12 protein-coding genes are annotated in these 16,195 nt (G+C 58.4%); 3 read left to right on the top strand and 9 right to left on the bottom strand.

Going from position 1 to position 16,195, the window contains the following annotated elements; all coding sequences use genetic code 11:
- Positions 1–59: 59 nt before the first annotated feature.
- The 3 genes from AB8B75_RS08595 to AB8B75_RS08585 form a co-directional block, all read right to left on the bottom strand.
- On the bottom strand, positions 60–1,967 hold the full coding sequence (locus AB8B75_RS08595; RefSeq protein ID WP_405361433.1) for a SulP family inorganic anion transporter: 1,908 nt from the start codon (positions 1,965–1,967) through the stop codon (positions 60–62).
- 218 nt (positions 1,968–2,185) lie between these two features.
- Positions 2,186–2,875 carry an FkbM family methyltransferase gene (locus tag AB8B75_RS08590; RefSeq protein WP_405361431.1) on the bottom strand — a complete coding sequence of 230 codons (690 nt, stop codon included), beginning with the start codon at positions 2,873–2,875 and terminating at the stop codon, positions 2,186–2,188.
- Positions 2,872–4,749: a glycosyltransferase family 2 protein gene (locus tag AB8B75_RS08585; protein WP_405361429.1), complete on the bottom strand. Its 1,878-nt coding sequence runs from the start codon at positions 4,747–4,749 to the stop codon at positions 2,872–2,874. Before AB8B75_RS08585 ends, AB8B75_RS08590 begins: the two co-directional genes overlap by 4 nt.
- Positions 4,750–4,971: 222 nt before the next feature.
- Here AB8B75_RS08585 and AB8B75_RS08580 point away from each other — a divergent pair, with 222 nt between their 5' ends.
- On the top strand, positions 4,972–5,781 hold the full coding sequence (locus AB8B75_RS08580) for a hypothetical protein (protein WP_405361427.1): 810 nt from the start codon (positions 4,972–4,974) through the stop codon (positions 5,779–5,781).
- A gap of 14 nt (positions 5,782–5,795) precedes the next feature.
- Complete coding sequence (locus AB8B75_RS08575) at positions 5,796–6,665, top strand: hypothetical protein (protein ID WP_405361426.1); 870 nt, start codon at positions 5,796–5,798, stop codon at positions 6,663–6,665.
- A gap of 14 nt (positions 6,666–6,679) precedes the next feature.
- Here the strand turns inward: AB8B75_RS08575 and AB8B75_RS08570 are convergent, their stop codons facing one another.
- Positions 6,680–7,264, bottom strand: coding sequence for a hypothetical protein (locus AB8B75_RS08570; RefSeq protein WP_405361425.1), 585 nt, complete (start codon positions 7,262–7,264; stop codon positions 6,680–6,682).
- Between the two features lie 225 nt (positions 7,265–7,489).
- Here AB8B75_RS08570 and AB8B75_RS08565 point away from each other — a divergent pair, with 225 nt between their 5' ends.
- Positions 7,490–9,610 carry a DEAD/DEAH box helicase gene (locus tag AB8B75_RS08565; protein ID WP_405361953.1) on the top strand — a complete coding sequence of 707 codons (2,121 nt, stop codon included), beginning with the start codon at positions 7,490–7,492 and terminating at the stop codon, positions 9,608–9,610.
- Positions 9,611–9,754: 144 nt separating this feature from the next.
- On the opposite strand, the gene AB8B75_RS08560 is transcribed toward AB8B75_RS08565, so the two are convergent.
- The 5 genes from AB8B75_RS08560 to AB8B75_RS08540 form a co-directional block, all read right to left on the bottom strand.
- Positions 9,755–10,807 (bottom strand): fatty acid desaturase, encoded by a 1,053-nt coding sequence (locus tag AB8B75_RS08560; RefSeq protein WP_405361424.1) that lies wholly within the window; start codon positions 10,805–10,807, stop codon positions 9,755–9,757.
- Positions 10,808–11,385: 578 nt separating this feature from the next.
- Positions 11,386–12,654 carry an ABC transporter permease gene (locus tag AB8B75_RS08555; RefSeq protein WP_405361423.1) on the bottom strand — a complete coding sequence of 423 codons (1,269 nt, stop codon included), beginning with the start codon at positions 12,652–12,654 and terminating at the stop codon, positions 11,386–11,388.
- Entirely contained in the window at positions 12,651–13,457 is an 807-nt protein-coding gene (locus tag AB8B75_RS08550; protein ID WP_405361421.1) for an ATP-binding cassette domain-containing protein, read from the bottom strand. Before AB8B75_RS08550 ends, AB8B75_RS08555 begins: the two co-directional genes overlap by 4 nt.
- A gap of 111 nt (positions 13,458–13,568) precedes the next feature.
- Complete coding sequence (locus tag AB8B75_RS08545; RefSeq protein WP_405361420.1) at positions 13,569–14,561, bottom strand: ABC transporter substrate-binding protein; 993 nt, start codon at positions 14,559–14,561, stop codon at positions 13,569–13,571.
- Positions 14,562–14,903: 342 nt separating this feature from the next.
- Positions 14,904–16,193, bottom strand: coding sequence for an NAD(P)/FAD-dependent oxidoreductase (locus AB8B75_RS08540; RefSeq protein ID WP_405361418.1), 1,290 nt, complete (start codon positions 16,191–16,193; stop codon positions 14,904–14,906).
- Positions 16,194–16,195: the final 2 nt, after the last annotated feature.

Genomic DNA, 16,195 nt, shown 5'->3' with positions numbered 1-16,195 from the left:
GAGCGATGCCAAAACAGCACAGGCCCTTTAGCGATATTACATGGGCTGCGGCATTGCCCTCAGGCACGCGCCTCTTCTGACATGGGCCCAGGCGGCGGTCCTTCCACGTCCGTTTCACTTTCCGCGTTGTTCGGCATTGACTTGCATTCTAAGAATACGCGCAGCCTGCAATCGGCACAAATGCTCGGGTCAAGCGTCGGCACCATCTTCTCCAGCATTTCCCGTTTGCGCCGGAAAATGTAATCCTTGCCGATGAGCTTGGTGACGTGAAACTGATCCATCTGTCGGCGCAGCGGCGGATACCGCCCCACGATGTAAAGGCTGCCGCCCAATTCCTTGCGGTTCCGGCTCTCTTCCACCAACCACTCTGCGCCCGCCAGATCAATTCCCACAGACCCATCGACCAACAGGGCCAGATGCTTCTGTCCCGGGCGTTGCCTTTCCAGCCTGCGGAATTCCTTCTCCAGATATTCGACCGCGCCAAAATACATCGGACCCTGCACCCGGATAAACATCGCCTGCGGGCATTCAGGCAACCGCCAATGGATCGGGCTCATGAAGGGACGCCCCTCAACGGTGGCATTCGGCACGTTAACCGGCAAACCCGGACGCATGGTCTTTCGCAAAAACAGCGAGAGCGACACGATGACGCCGGAATATATCGCGAACTCCAGATCAACCAGAAGCACAACAAGGAAGGTAATCAGAAAGATGGCCGTTTCCGACGCGCTGGTCGTCAGAATGTATCTGATTTCCTTCAGATCAATCAGCTTCCACGCCACCAGCATGATCAACCCTGACATGGCGGGGATCGGAATATAGGCAATCAACGGGCTGATCATCAACAAGATGACCAATAGAAAAATAGCTGCCAGAATGGCCGCCAGCGGTGTTTTGGCGCCAGATTCCAGATTGAGCGAACTGCGCGTGAAAGACCCCGACCCCATATAGGCCGAGAAAAACGAGCCTCCCATATTCGACAAGCCCTGACCGATGATCTCCTGATTGGAGTTGAGCGACTGATGCGATTGCAGCGACATGGCACGGGCAATGGATACCGCTTCCAACAGGCCGATCAATGCCAGCGCAAAGGCCCCTTGGGACAAGTCGCGCACAACATCGAAGGACATTTCAGGCACCGCAAAGGGTGGAATACCCGAGGTTATGGCCTCGACAAAAACAAGTTCGGTATCGCCGCCACCAAACATATTTGACACGGAATCAAGCACATAGGCCAAACCACTGCCGACAACCAAGGCGATCAGATAGTTCGGCCAGACAGGCTTGTATTTCTTGAGAAGTACGGCCACGGCAAGCGTCATGGTGGAGACCGCCAGAACATGCGGACTGAGATGCGGCAACGCGTGCCAGAGCTCCGTGCCAAATTCGAATAACTCATCCGGTCTGGGTAAGGATTTTCCAATGAACCCCGGCAATTGGCTGAGAAAAATCAGGATTGCCGCCCCCGCCGTGAAACCGACCATCACCGAATGTGACACCAGACTGACGAGCTGCCCCAGATTGACCAGCCCCAAACAAAGCTGAAACAACCCCGCCAACAGTGTAATGCTGAAGACGGCGCTAATGAATTCGGGCGAGCCGGGGACAAAATGCTCCGACAGGGTTGCGAAGATCACCACCGAAATGGCCGTTGTCGGACCGGATACCAAATGCCAGGAACTGCCAAAAAGCGCCGCGATCACCGGCGTGACCATTGCCGTATAGAGCCCGTATTGCGGCGGCAGACCTGCGATGGCGGCAAAAGCGATGCCCTGCGGCAGGACGATGGCCGCATTGGTCAGACCCGCAAAGACATCCGCGCGAAAGGTTTCGCGGTTGACCATCGGCATCCATTCGAGAAAAGGCATCATGGTCCGCAGTCGTTCGCGCGCCGTCAGTTTGTGCTTGGTGCTGGAGGGTGCGATATGCGGTGCCTCATCCGCGGGTCGTCCGAAACGCCATGTCATGGGGGGCAGCTTTCTATCTTCAAATATACGGCAATGCTATGCCAATCACCCCCTCGATAAAAGGGTTCTGTCCCCTTTGCAGCAGCTATTGCAAGCTGGTCTTACGACAGGTTTGGCATTGGACTGATCCGCACTTCTGCGCCGGGATCCTATTGGATGTTAACGCCGGATGGCTCAACCCCTCGTATGGATGACGGGCCACCCCCACGCCCAGGCGGTTAAATCCAGTCCAGATTGACCCTGGTGATCGGATAGGCCTTTGCCACAGCCGCCCGCAGATCGGCAAACCGCGGGCGCAGATCCTTGAACTTATTTTCGTGTGTTTCCACCACGGTCAGACGCACTTTTTGGAAGGTCCCGCGTTTCAACATCTCTTCAAGCAGGTCCAGTTCTGCCCCCTCGATGTCCATCTTCAGAAAGGCTATTTCGCCGTGAGTTTCGCAAAGTGCGTCTATGTGATCCAGCAATGAAATCTGGCTGACCTCGATCGCATTCTGCGCCGCTTCATCGATTTTGCGCCCGCCTGACACGACGGTACTTTTGACCGATGCGCCCGCCGGGTTGTCGCCAAAGTTATCCGCCCGCATCAGCCGTACCGTGCCCTCTGCAACCCCGACCGCCACGGGGTGCAGGGTCAGGTTGCCAATTCCTTGGGTCGCCGCCGTCAGCCGGGCAAAGGCATAAGGATCTGGCTCAAAAGCCTGCACATCCGCCCCGGTCTGCGCCAACATCAGGGTCACGTCTCCAACATTGGCTCCGCAGTCTAGTGCTACGTCCCCCGGTTTCAACATCGAACAGATGCCCTGCATCAAGCCCTTGGCAAAAGCCGCGCGTTGGTTACGTTTCTGTCGCCGTTTCAATTTGGCAAGGGCGTCCTGCGCGGCGGCCAAATCTGTCTCTTGCGTCATGTCGTGTCATCCCGTCGAAACAGGGTGAGGGCCGCATCCAAGGGCGGGTCTGTGGCAGGGGCATAACCCAAATCTGCCAGACGGTCGCAGCAGCCCCCTTCATCGCATTGGCCCGCAAAAGCACGCGCCCCCACGATAACCCGCTCCGGCACCTGATGCTTTTGCGCCTTTAGTGCTGCTTCGATCATCTGCGCACTCATTCTGGGGTCATTGACATAGAGGATCGTCGCCCGGGTTTGGCCAATCAGCTGGGTCAGGCCCGAAGACACATGCTGCCCGTCATCAGGTCGAAAAAGAGGTTCATTCAGAAGCCGCCGATGGTTCGGATGCGTGATGCCATTGGTCTTCCAGATGCGCGCCGCTGCCACGATAAAGGGATACCGTTCCTCCTGTATGGTGATCTGCATATGGGGAAATCGCTTGGCCAGAATCGCACCCAGAAACCCCACACCGGCACCAATTTCCAGATAGCGATCCTGCGCATTCATCAAATCCGGCAAGCAGCGGGCATGGTTGCGTTCGAACTTGCCCGCCTCGATGGCGCGGAGCGCGGTGGCGCTGAAAACCCGCGCATCCGCAGGCAATTGAATGTCCTGGTTGGCGAACATCGGTGCCGTTGTCGGTTCGGTCAGATCAATGCGACCGGTGACATACAAATGCGCGTTCTGATCGCCAGAGCCGCGCGCATCGCTTGCAGCTTGCACCTGTTTCCGCTCGATTTCGGACATTTGTGCCGCGATTTTTGCGCTGTCGCGCGGTTTGGGTGGTTTTGCGACGACCTGCGTGATCGGCACGGTGGAGGCAGCTTTCAGGCTGTCGAGCAATGCATCATAGGCTGGCGTCTGTTTTATCTCTGCCAACTGGCGCTCCACACCCGAGACCGCGCAATCATGCAATTGCGCCAACACCGGGTCGGTCAACAGCATCTCAAGAATCTCCTGCCGCCGCACGCGATGGCGCAGCGCAGACCGGTCTTCGGTTTCATTGCGGTCCTGCAGCGCCCAGTAATCAGCGTCATATTTGTCCTTTTTGTTGTTTACATTGCCGCGCAGCTTTCGGATCGCGTAGCTGTCCATGGACTTGACCGCGTAGTGGTTCACCTGCGCCCAATCATACCCCACCGTACGCACAATGGACCGCCAGCCGCGGAATTTGAAATAGGTCTCCATCTCGCGACCCGAACCATTCAACCAATGCACGGTTTCAGGAAAATCCGTCTCCAGATGCTTGTTCTTGATCTTGGGACGATGAATGCCCAACCGCCAGTAACCAGGGTCGAACTTGAACAGGGTCTTGACCCCCCACCCCTTGTTCCAGGTCTGCGGTGCGGCACTCAAATACTGTTCTGTCACCGGTGCGCGGGACCATTCCTGTACCCCGTTAGAACCGAATATACGCCAGGTGATGACAATCCCGTTCGCGCCAGCATCATGCGCCCCGTCGATCAAGTCGTCCAGCGTTCCGTCCCCGTATTTGACGCACAAGAACTCATCCGCATCAAAGACCATCACCCAATCACTGTTGCACACCACCGGCTCATCCTGCGCGCATTTGAGCGCCGAGGGCTGCGGTTTCTTACCCTCTGGGATGGTATTGCGGCGGTGATGCGCCAGGCCCAACTCCTCGAGCCGGGTCAACATTTCATCGGTGCCATCCGAGCAATCATTGGTATAGACCACCAGATCGGTGAACCCCAGACCGAGATGATGCGCCACCCATTCCAGCACATAAGGCCCCTCATCCTTCATCATGGACACGGCCGTCACCCGCCCGTGCGGGCTGATGTGACGTTTGAGGGCAAAATCGACCGTGCCAAAGATATCCGACACATCCGGCGCGTGGCGAGGGGTCTCTTTGGGTTTGGGCCTGCTCATAAAAGCCATCAGATCCAGGTGCCGCATCCGCGATCAAAACATGAAATACGGTAGTTTTTGATGGGCTTACCCTGTCAGAGACCACCGCGGATGAACAGTGGTAATTCCGCCAACCCCCGCGAGTACTGCCCGCATTACGGCAAAATCACTGGACAACTCAAACAGAAGTGCGCCATCGTTTGACACAACCATAGCATGTAACCCCTTGGCGTGGAGTATTAGATGGCAGAGCTGAACCGCCGACCGGTTGCCTCCCTGTGGATCGGAGAGAAGCTGCACTACATCAACCAGCTTTGCCTGAAATCGCACCTTCTGGCCGGCCATCCGACCACGCTCTATTGCACCGACACCGTGACGAACGCGCCGCAAGGCGTCGAAATCCGCCCCGCGACCGAGATCATGAACATCGACATGGACATCGTCGAACAAACCAGCGCGTCCTTTCTCTCTAATGTGTTTCGCTACAAGATGATCCGCCAGACCAATGCGATCTGGATCGACTGCGACGCCTTCTGCCACAAGCCCTTCCCCGATCACATGACCCACATTTATGCCAGCCACGGGTTTCTGGGCGCGCTGAACTGCGGTGTGGTCTATGTCCCGCCGCAAAGCGCGCTTGTTGATGTGTTGCTCGATTATTACGAAAACCTCCCCGATGCGCCGCCCTGGTTCAACAAGAACCAGTGCAAGAAACTCGACCGCATCAAAGAGGGGCCGCACGCCGTACGCATCTACAAGGCCGAACGCACCGCATTCGGGCCGCAAGCCTTCACCTATTTCGCCAAACAGACGGGCGATTATGACAAAGCGCTCGACAGCAGCGCCCTTTATCCGGTGCCGTTCCAGCTCAACGACGTGTTCTTCGATCCTCATGGCCGTGTCGAAGACCATTTCACGGACACCACAATGTCGGTGCATCTCTACACCAATGGCACCAAGCCCTGGTGGCGCAAAAACCCGCCGCTTGCCGGCTCCTACATGCAACGGATGTGCGCGCAAACCGGCATCACCCCCGAAGACGCGTTGAAATAGCGAGGCCTGCACCGGTGACGGACCCTGCCGCATCGCTGACGATTTTCTACATTGTCGAGCCGCCCGAGTATGAGAGCATGGCCTGCTACCTACTGGCCTCGATCCGGGCGCGGTTTGCTGGTACTGTCCAGGCCATTGGTTATTGTCCGGCGCATCGTTACGACGCCCTGCACCCTGCCGTGCATGTCGCGCACGCGAAAATGGGCGCGGAAATCAGAACCTTCCACACGGATGCGCGGTTTGACCCGCCCTACCCACATGGCAATAAAATCCTCGCCGCGCTGGAACCACGCGAGACCAAATGGTCGATGTTTGTGGACAGTGATGTGCTCTTTATCCGTGACAATGCCGCTGCAAATATCTTGCGTGACGGGCATGTCTCCTGCTCCATGGCGGCCTCGATGCTCTGGGCCGAGCAATCGATCTGGGAGGACATCTACGGCGCGCTGGACATGGACATCCCGCCCGAGCGCTACCCGCTCATGCGGCGCAGCAAGGCCCCGCTGATCCCCTATTTCAGCTCCGGTCTGGTCGGTTTTCCCGAAACGGATACAACCGGCAAGGGGCGTTTTGCAGACATCTGGTATGAAACCGCGCAGATCGTTGACAAGATAGAAACGCTGGACCGGCGCAGGCCCTACCTCGATCAGATGACCCTGCCTGCAGCCATCCGTCGGGCCGGGTTCAACTGGAACATTCTGCCGGAAGAGCAACACTTCATCCTCGGCGGCAAGCTCAAGAACGAACCTCTGCCAACCGACCGTGACATCTATACAATCCACTACCGCAACATGGATAATCTGCGCCAGTCCGGCAAGCTGTCAGAAGCGCGCGAGAACCACAAACGCCTGACTGGTGAGAAATTCGTGCGGCGGCTCGCCTGACATAAGGCCGCACTCTAGCGCGGTGCCGCGCCCGGCCCCTCAAGAGACAACGCCAGGGATCCACGTCCCAGCACCCGCATCAGCTTGACCGCCTGATGCGCCGGAATGGAGAGCGGCTGAACCCGGCTTTTCTCAACCACAACCGTTGAGCCCGCCCATGTCGTCGGCGCACCGGGCAGAAAAACCACGCTGCGCTGCGCGTCACTTTCGATCTCGAAAGCGATCTGATCATAATCGTCGAACTTGACGATCACCGGGTTCAAAAGCGACGCGACATCATCTTTGTTGGCAACCGATCCGATCATCCCCTTGGCGACGGCGTATCCGGGCAAGACATCGATCAGAAACCCGTCTATTTGCTCCATACGCTTGGCCATGATGCCGGTACGCGCGGCCAGTCCGGCCAGATAGCAGACAAGGACAATCAGCAAAAGCGCGAGAATATTGGCAAAGGCCACACCGCCCACATGGGTAATCGGGATGTACTTGTCCAACACTGTCGCAACAACGATGCTGACCTGATAGGCCTTGCCCAGAACGATTAGAATAACGGCGAAGGGGACCAGAAAAAGCAGGCCGCCCAGGATTGTGGTTTTCATGGTTCAAGTCTTTCCCGTTCAATACGCATACAGATAACTAGGCATAACCCGCGCGTGGGGCCAGAGAAGAATGGCTGAGATACTGCCATGCCGCCTGTGCATTCCCGCCGCCACCATGACAAATCCCCATCGACTCTTGCCCGGCAAAGGCATAACGACGCCGCAACTCAGCTGCGCAAGACGCAGATTTTCGGCTCGACGCCGCCCAAGATGCAGGTACATTTCGTGATCCAGACCCTTTCTGACGCTCTGGCCAAACAAGGCTATGAAACGCTCACCCCCGTGCAGGAGGCCGTGACAGATCCGGCCGTTGCTGCCACCGATCTGCTGGTCTCCGCCCAAACCGGTTCAGGCAAAACCGTCGGTTTCGGTCTCGCGATCGCGCCAACACTGCTGGGTGATGCGCTGCATTTTGGTCCCGCAAGCGCCCCGCTCGCGCTGATCATCGCGCCCACCCGCGAGCTGGCAATGCAGGTGAGCCGCGAGCTGACGTGGCTCTATGGTTTGGCGGGCGCGGTTGTGACCTCCTGTGTGGGTGGCATGGACACCCGCACCGAACGGCGCGCGCTGGAGCGCGGTGCCCATGTGGTCGTCGCCACCCCAGGACGGCTCTGCGACCACATCAAACGCAACAACATCGACCTCTCCGCGATCCGTGCCGTGGTTCTGGATGAAGCGGATGAAATGCTCGACCTGGGTTTTCGCGAAGAGCTTGAATACATCCTCTCCGAAGCGCCCCAGGACCGTCGCACCTTGCTTTTTTCAGCCACGGTGCCCGCTGCCATCGCCAAATTGGCCAAGAGCTACCAAAAGGATGCGCAGCGCATTTCCACCGCAGGCGAGGCCCGCCAACACACCGATATCGAATACCGCGCCATGACCACGCACCCGCGCGACATCGACAATGCGATCATCAATGTACTGCGTTTCTACGAGGCCAAGAACGCCATTGTCTTTTGCAACACCCGCGCCGCTGTGGCGCGGATGACCTCGCGTCTGACGAACCGCAACTTTTCGGTCGTGGCGCTCTCGGGTGAGTTGACCCAATCAGAACGCACCAACGCCCTGCAATCTCTGCGCGATGGGAGGGCACGGGTCTGCGTTGCCACGGATGTGGCCGCGCGCGGGATTGACCTGCCGAACCTTGAGCTGGTGATCCACGCCGATCTACCGTCGAATTCGGACACCTTGCTGCACCGCTCAGGCCGCACCGGGCGCGCGGGGCGCAAAGGCGTATCCGCCCTGATTGTGCCGCCGAAACTGCGCTCCAAGGCTAACCGTCTGATCGGCGGCGCGAAACTCTCCGTTGCATGGGACGCGCCCCCGTCAGCCGCAGATGTCATGGCCGCAGATGAAACGCGTCTGTTGCAAGACCCCGCGTGGTCTGAGCCCGTACCCGAAAACGCCCAAGACATCGTCGCTCGTTTGGTCGAGGGGTTTTCGCCCGAACAACTCGCCGCGGCTTTTGTGAACCTGATGCGCGCGCGCCAGTCCGCGCCCGAAGAGCTCTCAGACCCCGGCACAAAAGATGACCGCCCGCGCAAAGAATTCGGTCCTTCGGTCTGGTTTTCAATTTCGCTGGGCCGTCAGGACGGTGCCGAGCCACGCTTTTTGCTGCCGATGGTCTGCAACAAGGGCAATTTGACCAAGGACGACATTGGCGCGATCCGCATTCAGCCCAGCCACAGCTTTGTTGAGGTAAGTGCCGCGCGGGCTGATGCCTTTGTGGCTGCCGTCGGGCCCGACATGGTGCTGGAGGATGGTGCGAAACTGACCCGCCTAGATGCGGCGCCCAATCTGGATCGGGGTCCCAAACCTGACCGCAAACCGCGCGACCCCAAACCAGATTTCAAAAAGCCGCGCCGCGACGGTCCACGGTACGATCCGATGGACGTCGGCCCACCGGCCAAAGCGCCGCACAAACGCGAAAAGCCGCGCGCCGACACCACAGACAAGCCGCACAAGCCCGCCGTCGCACCCAAAGGGAAGAAACCGCCCAAGTCGCACAAGACCGAGCGGTCGCCGATGAAACCCGGTGCCAAACCTAAATCCAAGTCAAATGCCCCCGCCGATGCCCCGCGCCCGCCCCGCGCCAAGGCGGTCTGGACCAAGGAAAACCGTGACGCAGCCAAAGCCGAGCGCCCGGCCCGGGAAGGTGCGGCCCCCAAAGGCAAGCGCCCCAATCAAGGCAGTGATGGCAAGCCGGGTGGCAAGGGCGGCCCACCGCGGGATCAAAGTGCCAGCAAGAAACGCGCTGCTGACCCCTCCAAACGGTTTGTGCCGCCGAACAAGCGTGGCAAACCCCCCGGCAAAGGCCCGAACGCGACGCTCCGTCGCAAACCTTGACGCCAGACCAGCCCGGTAACGGGAAAAATGGTAAATCCAAAGGCGTGACAAGAGTGCAAAGCGCGAGGCTCTGATGTCCCCAGTGGCAGGAACCTTGCGATGCGCCGCTCAGGTGTCAGCCCCGCCAGACGCGTTGCTTGTCGCTCAGATGGCGCCGTAGGCCATGCGCATCTGGCGAAAAGACAGCAAGCGCCGTTCCTTTTCATCCCACAGATGCAGGCGTGCGCAAGCAATGCTCTCTGCAATGCTGAGCCGCTTGGCCTCGGCCAGCTCGCTGTGGTCGCGCAGCACTTCCTTCAGCCGGTAAAACGGGATGCGACTATAGAGATGGTGCACGTGATGGATGCCGATATTGGCGGTAAACCACTGCAAAATGCCGGGCATCACATAATGCGACGAGCCATGCAGCGCCGCTTCATGCAGCGCCCAGTCTTCGGGCTGGTCCCAGTGGGTTTCCTCAAACTGATGCTGGACATAGAACAACCAGACACCAACGGTCGCTGCAACCAGCGTCGTCGGAACAAACACCAACAGCAATGGCATCAGTCCGCCAAAATAGACAATCAGCGCCACCGTCACGGCCACGCCCAGATTTGTTCCCATCGAGCTGAGCCAAATACGCCAGCCTTCACCCATCTGACCGACCGGCACGCGGTTTTCGAGGTAAAACAAATAGGCTGGACCCAGCACAAACAACACAAGCGGATTGCGATAGGTCCGGTATTTCAAACGTCCAAACCAGCTGCGCGCGCGGTATTCCTGAACGGTCAGAGTAATCACATCGCCGATGCCGCGCTTGTCCAGATTTCCCGCGGCAGAGTGGTGCAGGGAATGGCTGCGCCGCCAGACATCATAGGGGGTCAATGTCAGAATCCCCAAACCCCGGCCGATCCAGTCGCTCAGAGTTCGGTTCGCAAAAAAGGACCCATGTCCGCAATCATGCTGAATGCAAAAGAGGCGCACCAGGAACAACCCGTTCAGGCAGGCCAATCCGAATGCGGCCAAGGGGCTGATCGACAACAACCACCAGGCGACGGCCCAAATGGCCAGAAACGGGATCAGGCTAACCGCGATTTCAAAAGCAGATCGGGCCGGATTCGGATCCCGGTACTTGGCCAGAATTTTCACCCAAGCGATGGCTGGCTTGGCCGCAGGATCCACAGGGATCGCGCCCTCAAAGGGGGTTTCGGATGTCATGGATGCCTGCCTTTTTCTCGCTCGTTTCCACAGGGATACCCATCATCCACAATTAAACAAGCTTATTGAGCAATCGTTAACGGTTTTAAGGATTTATCCTGCAGATCTGGTGCTATTTTCAGGGTTTGTTAACTAATTGTTATCTCGGAGCGTTCCATTGAGCCCGTCGGACTTTCACAGACTTCATGAGGGAATCAGGTCAAAACAACCTTTGCAAAGTAAGTTCGATCGCATTCCGGGCGGCTCGAGCCCGCTTGGCTGGATCCGTTGCACGTCAGTTTCCGGCCAGCAGCAATTGCCGATTTGTAGCGACAAAACAATGACGGAATTTAAGTCGCCGCAGACCTTCTGCGGGGGCGTCCGCGACAGCAGTCGAAAGAGCGAACCAGACAGTCTTTGGTGAGCTTGCTTTTGCATATGGTTCGCACCGTAGCTCAAGGCCATAAAACAAATCCGGGGCCGCGTTTGGTGCTGGCCCCGAATCTCTGCTCTTAAAGGTAAACCCAAGGCGCCGCCTGTCGCTGACCCCGGGGCGCCGCCCGTAAAGGATGGAAAAAGTCCCCCGGACCTTTTCTTTTTCAGCCTTTACCCTTCCATGGTACAAGAATCCGCTCAGCCCAGCGCATCAGCATATCGATGCCAAAGCCGATGACGCCGATCAGGATGATACCCATGATCACGATGTCGGTGTTTTGGAACTTCGACGCAGTCATGATCATCATGCCCGCCCCCTGTTCCGCCGCGACCAATTCGGCCGCAACAACCGTGCCCCAGCACACACCCATGGCCACACGCGCACCGGTGAAGATCTCAGGCAACGAGTTGGGAACGATCACGTAGCGCATGATCTGCCACTTGCTGGCGCCAAGCGAATACGCAGCATGTACCTTGGAAATCTTGACGCCGGACACACCCGAGCGCGCCGCAATCGCCATGATCCATAACGCCGCCAGAAACAGCAGGATGATCTTGCCCGCCTCTCCGATCCCGGCCCAGATGATCACGAGCGGGATCAGCGCCAGTGGCGGGACCGGCCGCATGAACTCCACGATTGGGTCAAACCAGCCGCGAAACCAGTCGCTCAAACCCATGGCATAACCCAGCGGGATGCCCACAAGGGCGCCGAGTACAAACCCGAGAACCACGCGGAACAGCGAATAGCCGAGATGTTCCAGCAAGGTGAAATTGCGGAACCCCTCACTGGCAATGACCAAGGTGCGTGACCAGACTTTTTCCGGCGCGGGCAGATACAAGGGCTCCATCTGCCAGCCCCGTATCGGTTCAAAGTTGGGGGTGCCTTTGTCAGACAGCGTCACCGCACCGCCCTCGACCTTGACCGTTTCGCCGGGTGCGATCTTTTCGCCGTTGATAGCAATGACTTCAGCCCCGTCTTTCTTTGTGATCTCATCGTTGCGGTCGACGTTGATCAGACCTGTGCGCCACTGCGCGATGGCCACGGAATCGTTTTTTGCAAAACCATCCCCCGGCTCGACTTCAGGGGCCTCGGTGTCCACTTCTCGCGGATGGACCACAACCGTGACCGTTGCGTCGTCTGGCGCCTGGCCCTCGGCCTGAGCTGTATAGGTAAAACTGGTGGTCCCTTCAAAAGGACCCGGCGCGTGCAAAAAACCGGGCAACAGGCTGGATCCGGTAAAGATGCCCCACATCAGGAATATGGTCAGGATCGAAATGATCCCCGCCGCCCGGTTGGGCCGCACGGCACTTTCATCCCCGAATGTCACGGTTTTGAGAGACGTGTAATCACTCAGACCTGCGCCTTGCACGACTTTGGTGACGATAAAAAACGCCGCAACAAAGATGATGATATAGATCAGCAGAGGGATCATGCCGCGTTCTCCTTAGCGCCCATAATCTCTTCTTCCATATCCCAGATCATGTTCAGGATCTCTTCGCGCTTGGGCCCGAAATCGGGATGTTTTTTCACTTCGCGCAGATCCGCATCCACGCCCAAATCCGCGAAGGGCAGCCGGTACTCTTTGTGAATTCGCCCCGGTCGCGGGGCCATGACAATCAGACGCTCGCCCAATAGCAGGGCCTCTTCTACCGAGGGCGTGATCAAGATGATCGTCTTGCCGGTCTCTTTCCAGAGCTTGAGGACCAGCGATTGCATCTTCTCCCGCGTCAGTGCGTCCAAAGCTCCCAGCGGTTCGTCCATCAAGATGACGTCCGGGTCATTGGCCAGACAGCGGGCCAGAGACACCCGTTGCTGCATGCCGCCTGACAACTCGTAAACCGCCTTTTCCTTGAAATCCTGCAAACCGACCACGTCCAGCAGATGGTTCACGGTATCGTCTTTGTCTTTCTTGGGCGTGCCTTTCATCGAAGGACCAAAGCCCACGTTTTCGCGCACGGACATCCACCCGAAAAGCGCGCCCTGTTGGAACACCATGCCACGTTCCGCATCCGGCCCGGAGATCTTGTGCCCGTTCAGGACCAGATCGCCCGCGGTCGGCGCCAGAAAGCCCGCCACGATGTTCAAAAGCGTCGTCTTGCCACAGCCAGGTGGCCCCAGAACGCTCAGCAAGTCGCCCGCCTTGAGGTCAAGCGATACAGCCTGCAGCGCCTGAACATGATCGCCGTTGGGCAATTCAAATCGCATGGATAAGTTGTCAATGGATAGTCCGGTCATGAGGTCCCCACCTGTTGTCCGCGCACTGCGGGTGGCCGGGCGGGGTTGGCCCCGCCTCTGGTCTTCAAATGAAAAGCGGCGCGGGAGTGTCCCGCGCCGCGCTTCGTTTTTTTAGCTGCCGCCGGCCGCTGATGAGAGCGGACCAGTGTTCACCGCATCCACGTAGCTGTCGAGCGCCGAGTCGATGGACCCGGCTTCCACGAAGACATCCGCAACACCCTTCATGTAGGACTGCGCATTGCCACCCAGCCACTTCTCTGAAAGTTGCTCATCCAAACCCGGGAACTTCATGGTCGAAATGGCCGCTTTCGCGCCATCCAGATCCAAACCGGACTGCTCGGCAATCACACCCAGCATTTCATCCGTGGGGTTCGTGTTCCACTCTTCGTTGGCAGCAGCAGTCACGGCCAGGAAACCGGACACAATGTCACCGTTTTCCGCCACGAAAGCAGCCGGGGCCGAGGTCACGTCAAAAACCAGAATGCCCAGCTCTTCTTTTTCGTCACCGGTCAGCAGCACGTTGCCGTACTCCTTCATGCGGGACAGACCACCACCGTATCCACAGGCGAAATCAACCGCCTTCTGGCTCAAAGCGGCAGCGCCCTCTGGTGGCGCCATGTCCACAACCTGCAGCGAGGCCACGTCAATGCCAAAGTGGTTCATCTGACGCAGGAAACCGTAGTGCGCGGCTGTTCCCAGCGGCACGGCAACTTTCTTGCCCGCAAGCTCGCCGGCAGAATCCTTGTCGATTTCCAGATCGGCATGCACAACGCAGCCATCATTCTCTGAATAGCTCACCGCTACGTCCACGACCTGAATGTCCTGTCCGCCGGAAGCCGCAACCACGAAAGGTGGTACACCCTGGCTGACAGACAGCTGAACGTCGCCAGAGGCCATTGCCGCGGACATCGCGGTGCCGGTCTCGAAGGACACCCAGTTTACTTTCATGCCAAGCGCTTCATCATAGGCGCCCGACGCTTTGGCCGCCAGGAATGGCATCGGCCACTCAAGGAAATAGCCCACGGTGATTTCGGCGGAAGCGGCTTGTGCGCTCATGGCCATCACAGCGCCTGCTATTAATCCGCATTTTGTTTTTTTGATCATTCTAGTTCTCCCGTTACTCTTTTTCGGCTCCCTCGGAACCGTGGTTGTTTTGGTGCGTCGCGGTTTGTCACCGTTTGTCTTTCTTCCTTTGCACGGCTCATCCAACGTCAGTTTTTCAACGCCTGCAAGGGCGATATCGCCGGAAATGACGTAATTTGATGCATGTGCTTGAAAATTGCGCCTTCTCCATTCAATCCCAACGGGACATTGCAAAACTCCAAATTCAACATTGCGAAACATCAAATTTAGAGACCGTACCCAATGCGATAGCGCGCATAGTTGTCGCCTCCGCGCGACATCTCAAATGTCCACTTTTTGGCCCTAGATGAGTCCAGTTTGGCATCATGTGCTGCTTTTCCATTCCATTCGGTCTCGCATCCGCAGAAATGCCATTGCCAGGCCCGCGCCCAAAACCTGCGGCATACGGAACCTGTAGGGTTCGATCCGGGTCACGGGAAAAGGCAGATCTCCTGCCGGTGTCCCAAGGGCCCGCCGTGCCAGCTCGCGTCCCATTACATGGCTCATCGCGACGCCCCGCCCGTTGTACCCCAAGCCACAGATCAGCCCCGGTGCCGGTTCATGCAGGTGCGGCACCTTGTCTTCGGTCAGCGCCACATGCCCGCCCCACTGGTAGCGCCATTTCACGCCTTTGAGGCTGGGAAAGGTTTCGGGCGCATCTTTCAGGATCCAGTTGAACCCGCCAACGCCGCCCTGCGGTTTGCGGTATCCGATGCCGCCAAAACACATCTGCCCGCCTGGTTCGCGCCGCGCATACATGATCAACTTTCGGGTATCCGAAATCGTATGCCCCTGCGGCAAGATGGGGCCAATTTCGCTTTCCTTCAGCGGTTCGGTCGCCATCTGTATCGAAAAGAGCGGCAGGACGGAGTGCTTCAGCCCCTGCACCAAAGCGTCCGAATAGCCATTGGTGGCCACAATGACCGTCGCGGCCGTGACCTTGTGACCCGCCACATCCAAGTGCCACAGGCCCGCCTGACGGGCCATCCCTTTGACCAGGGCGAAACTATAGACCTGCGCGCCAGCGCCTCGCGCCGCGCGGTCCAAGCCCCGCACCAGAGACATCGGCTGCACCGCGCCACCGCGTGCAGACAGCGTGCCGGTGGCATAGCCTTTTGCGCCGGTCAGCCGTTCCACATCCGCCCGCTCCAAGAACTCGAAATCCGCGCCATGTTCGTTCCAAAGCCGGGCGTTACGGCGCGCCACATCGCGCGCGGCACCACAATGATCAACGCGGATCCAACCCTTTTGCCGGGCGTCGCATTGAATCTGGTAGGCACGGATCAGGTCAAAAAGATCATCCGCCGATCGCAATGAGGTCTCCGCCATCCGCTCGAAGTATTTGGACCCCACCGCCTTGTGCAGATCATCAGGCGCGGCCACCGGCAACATCGGATTGACCTGCCCGCCATTGCGGCCTGACGCGCCAAAACCCACATCACCTGCCTCGAAAACCGCCACAGAGGTGCCCGCTTCGGCCAACATCAGCGCCGCGCGCAGCCCGGTGAAACCCCCGCCAACAATCGCCACATCGAGCGATACATCTCCCTCCAGCCGCACAGGTGGGGCCGGGTCCGGGGCGGTGGTCCGCCAAAGCGCATCAGGAATTTGCATGG

Origin of the sequence: Roseobacter sp. (genome assembly GCF_045106495.1) — a bacterium.
Classification (GTDB): domain Bacteria; phylum Pseudomonadota; class Alphaproteobacteria; order Rhodobacterales; family Rhodobacteraceae; genus Roseobacter.
Note: the sequence above shows the minus strand (reverse complement) of the source record. Positions and strands in the feature narration are given on the sequence as shown.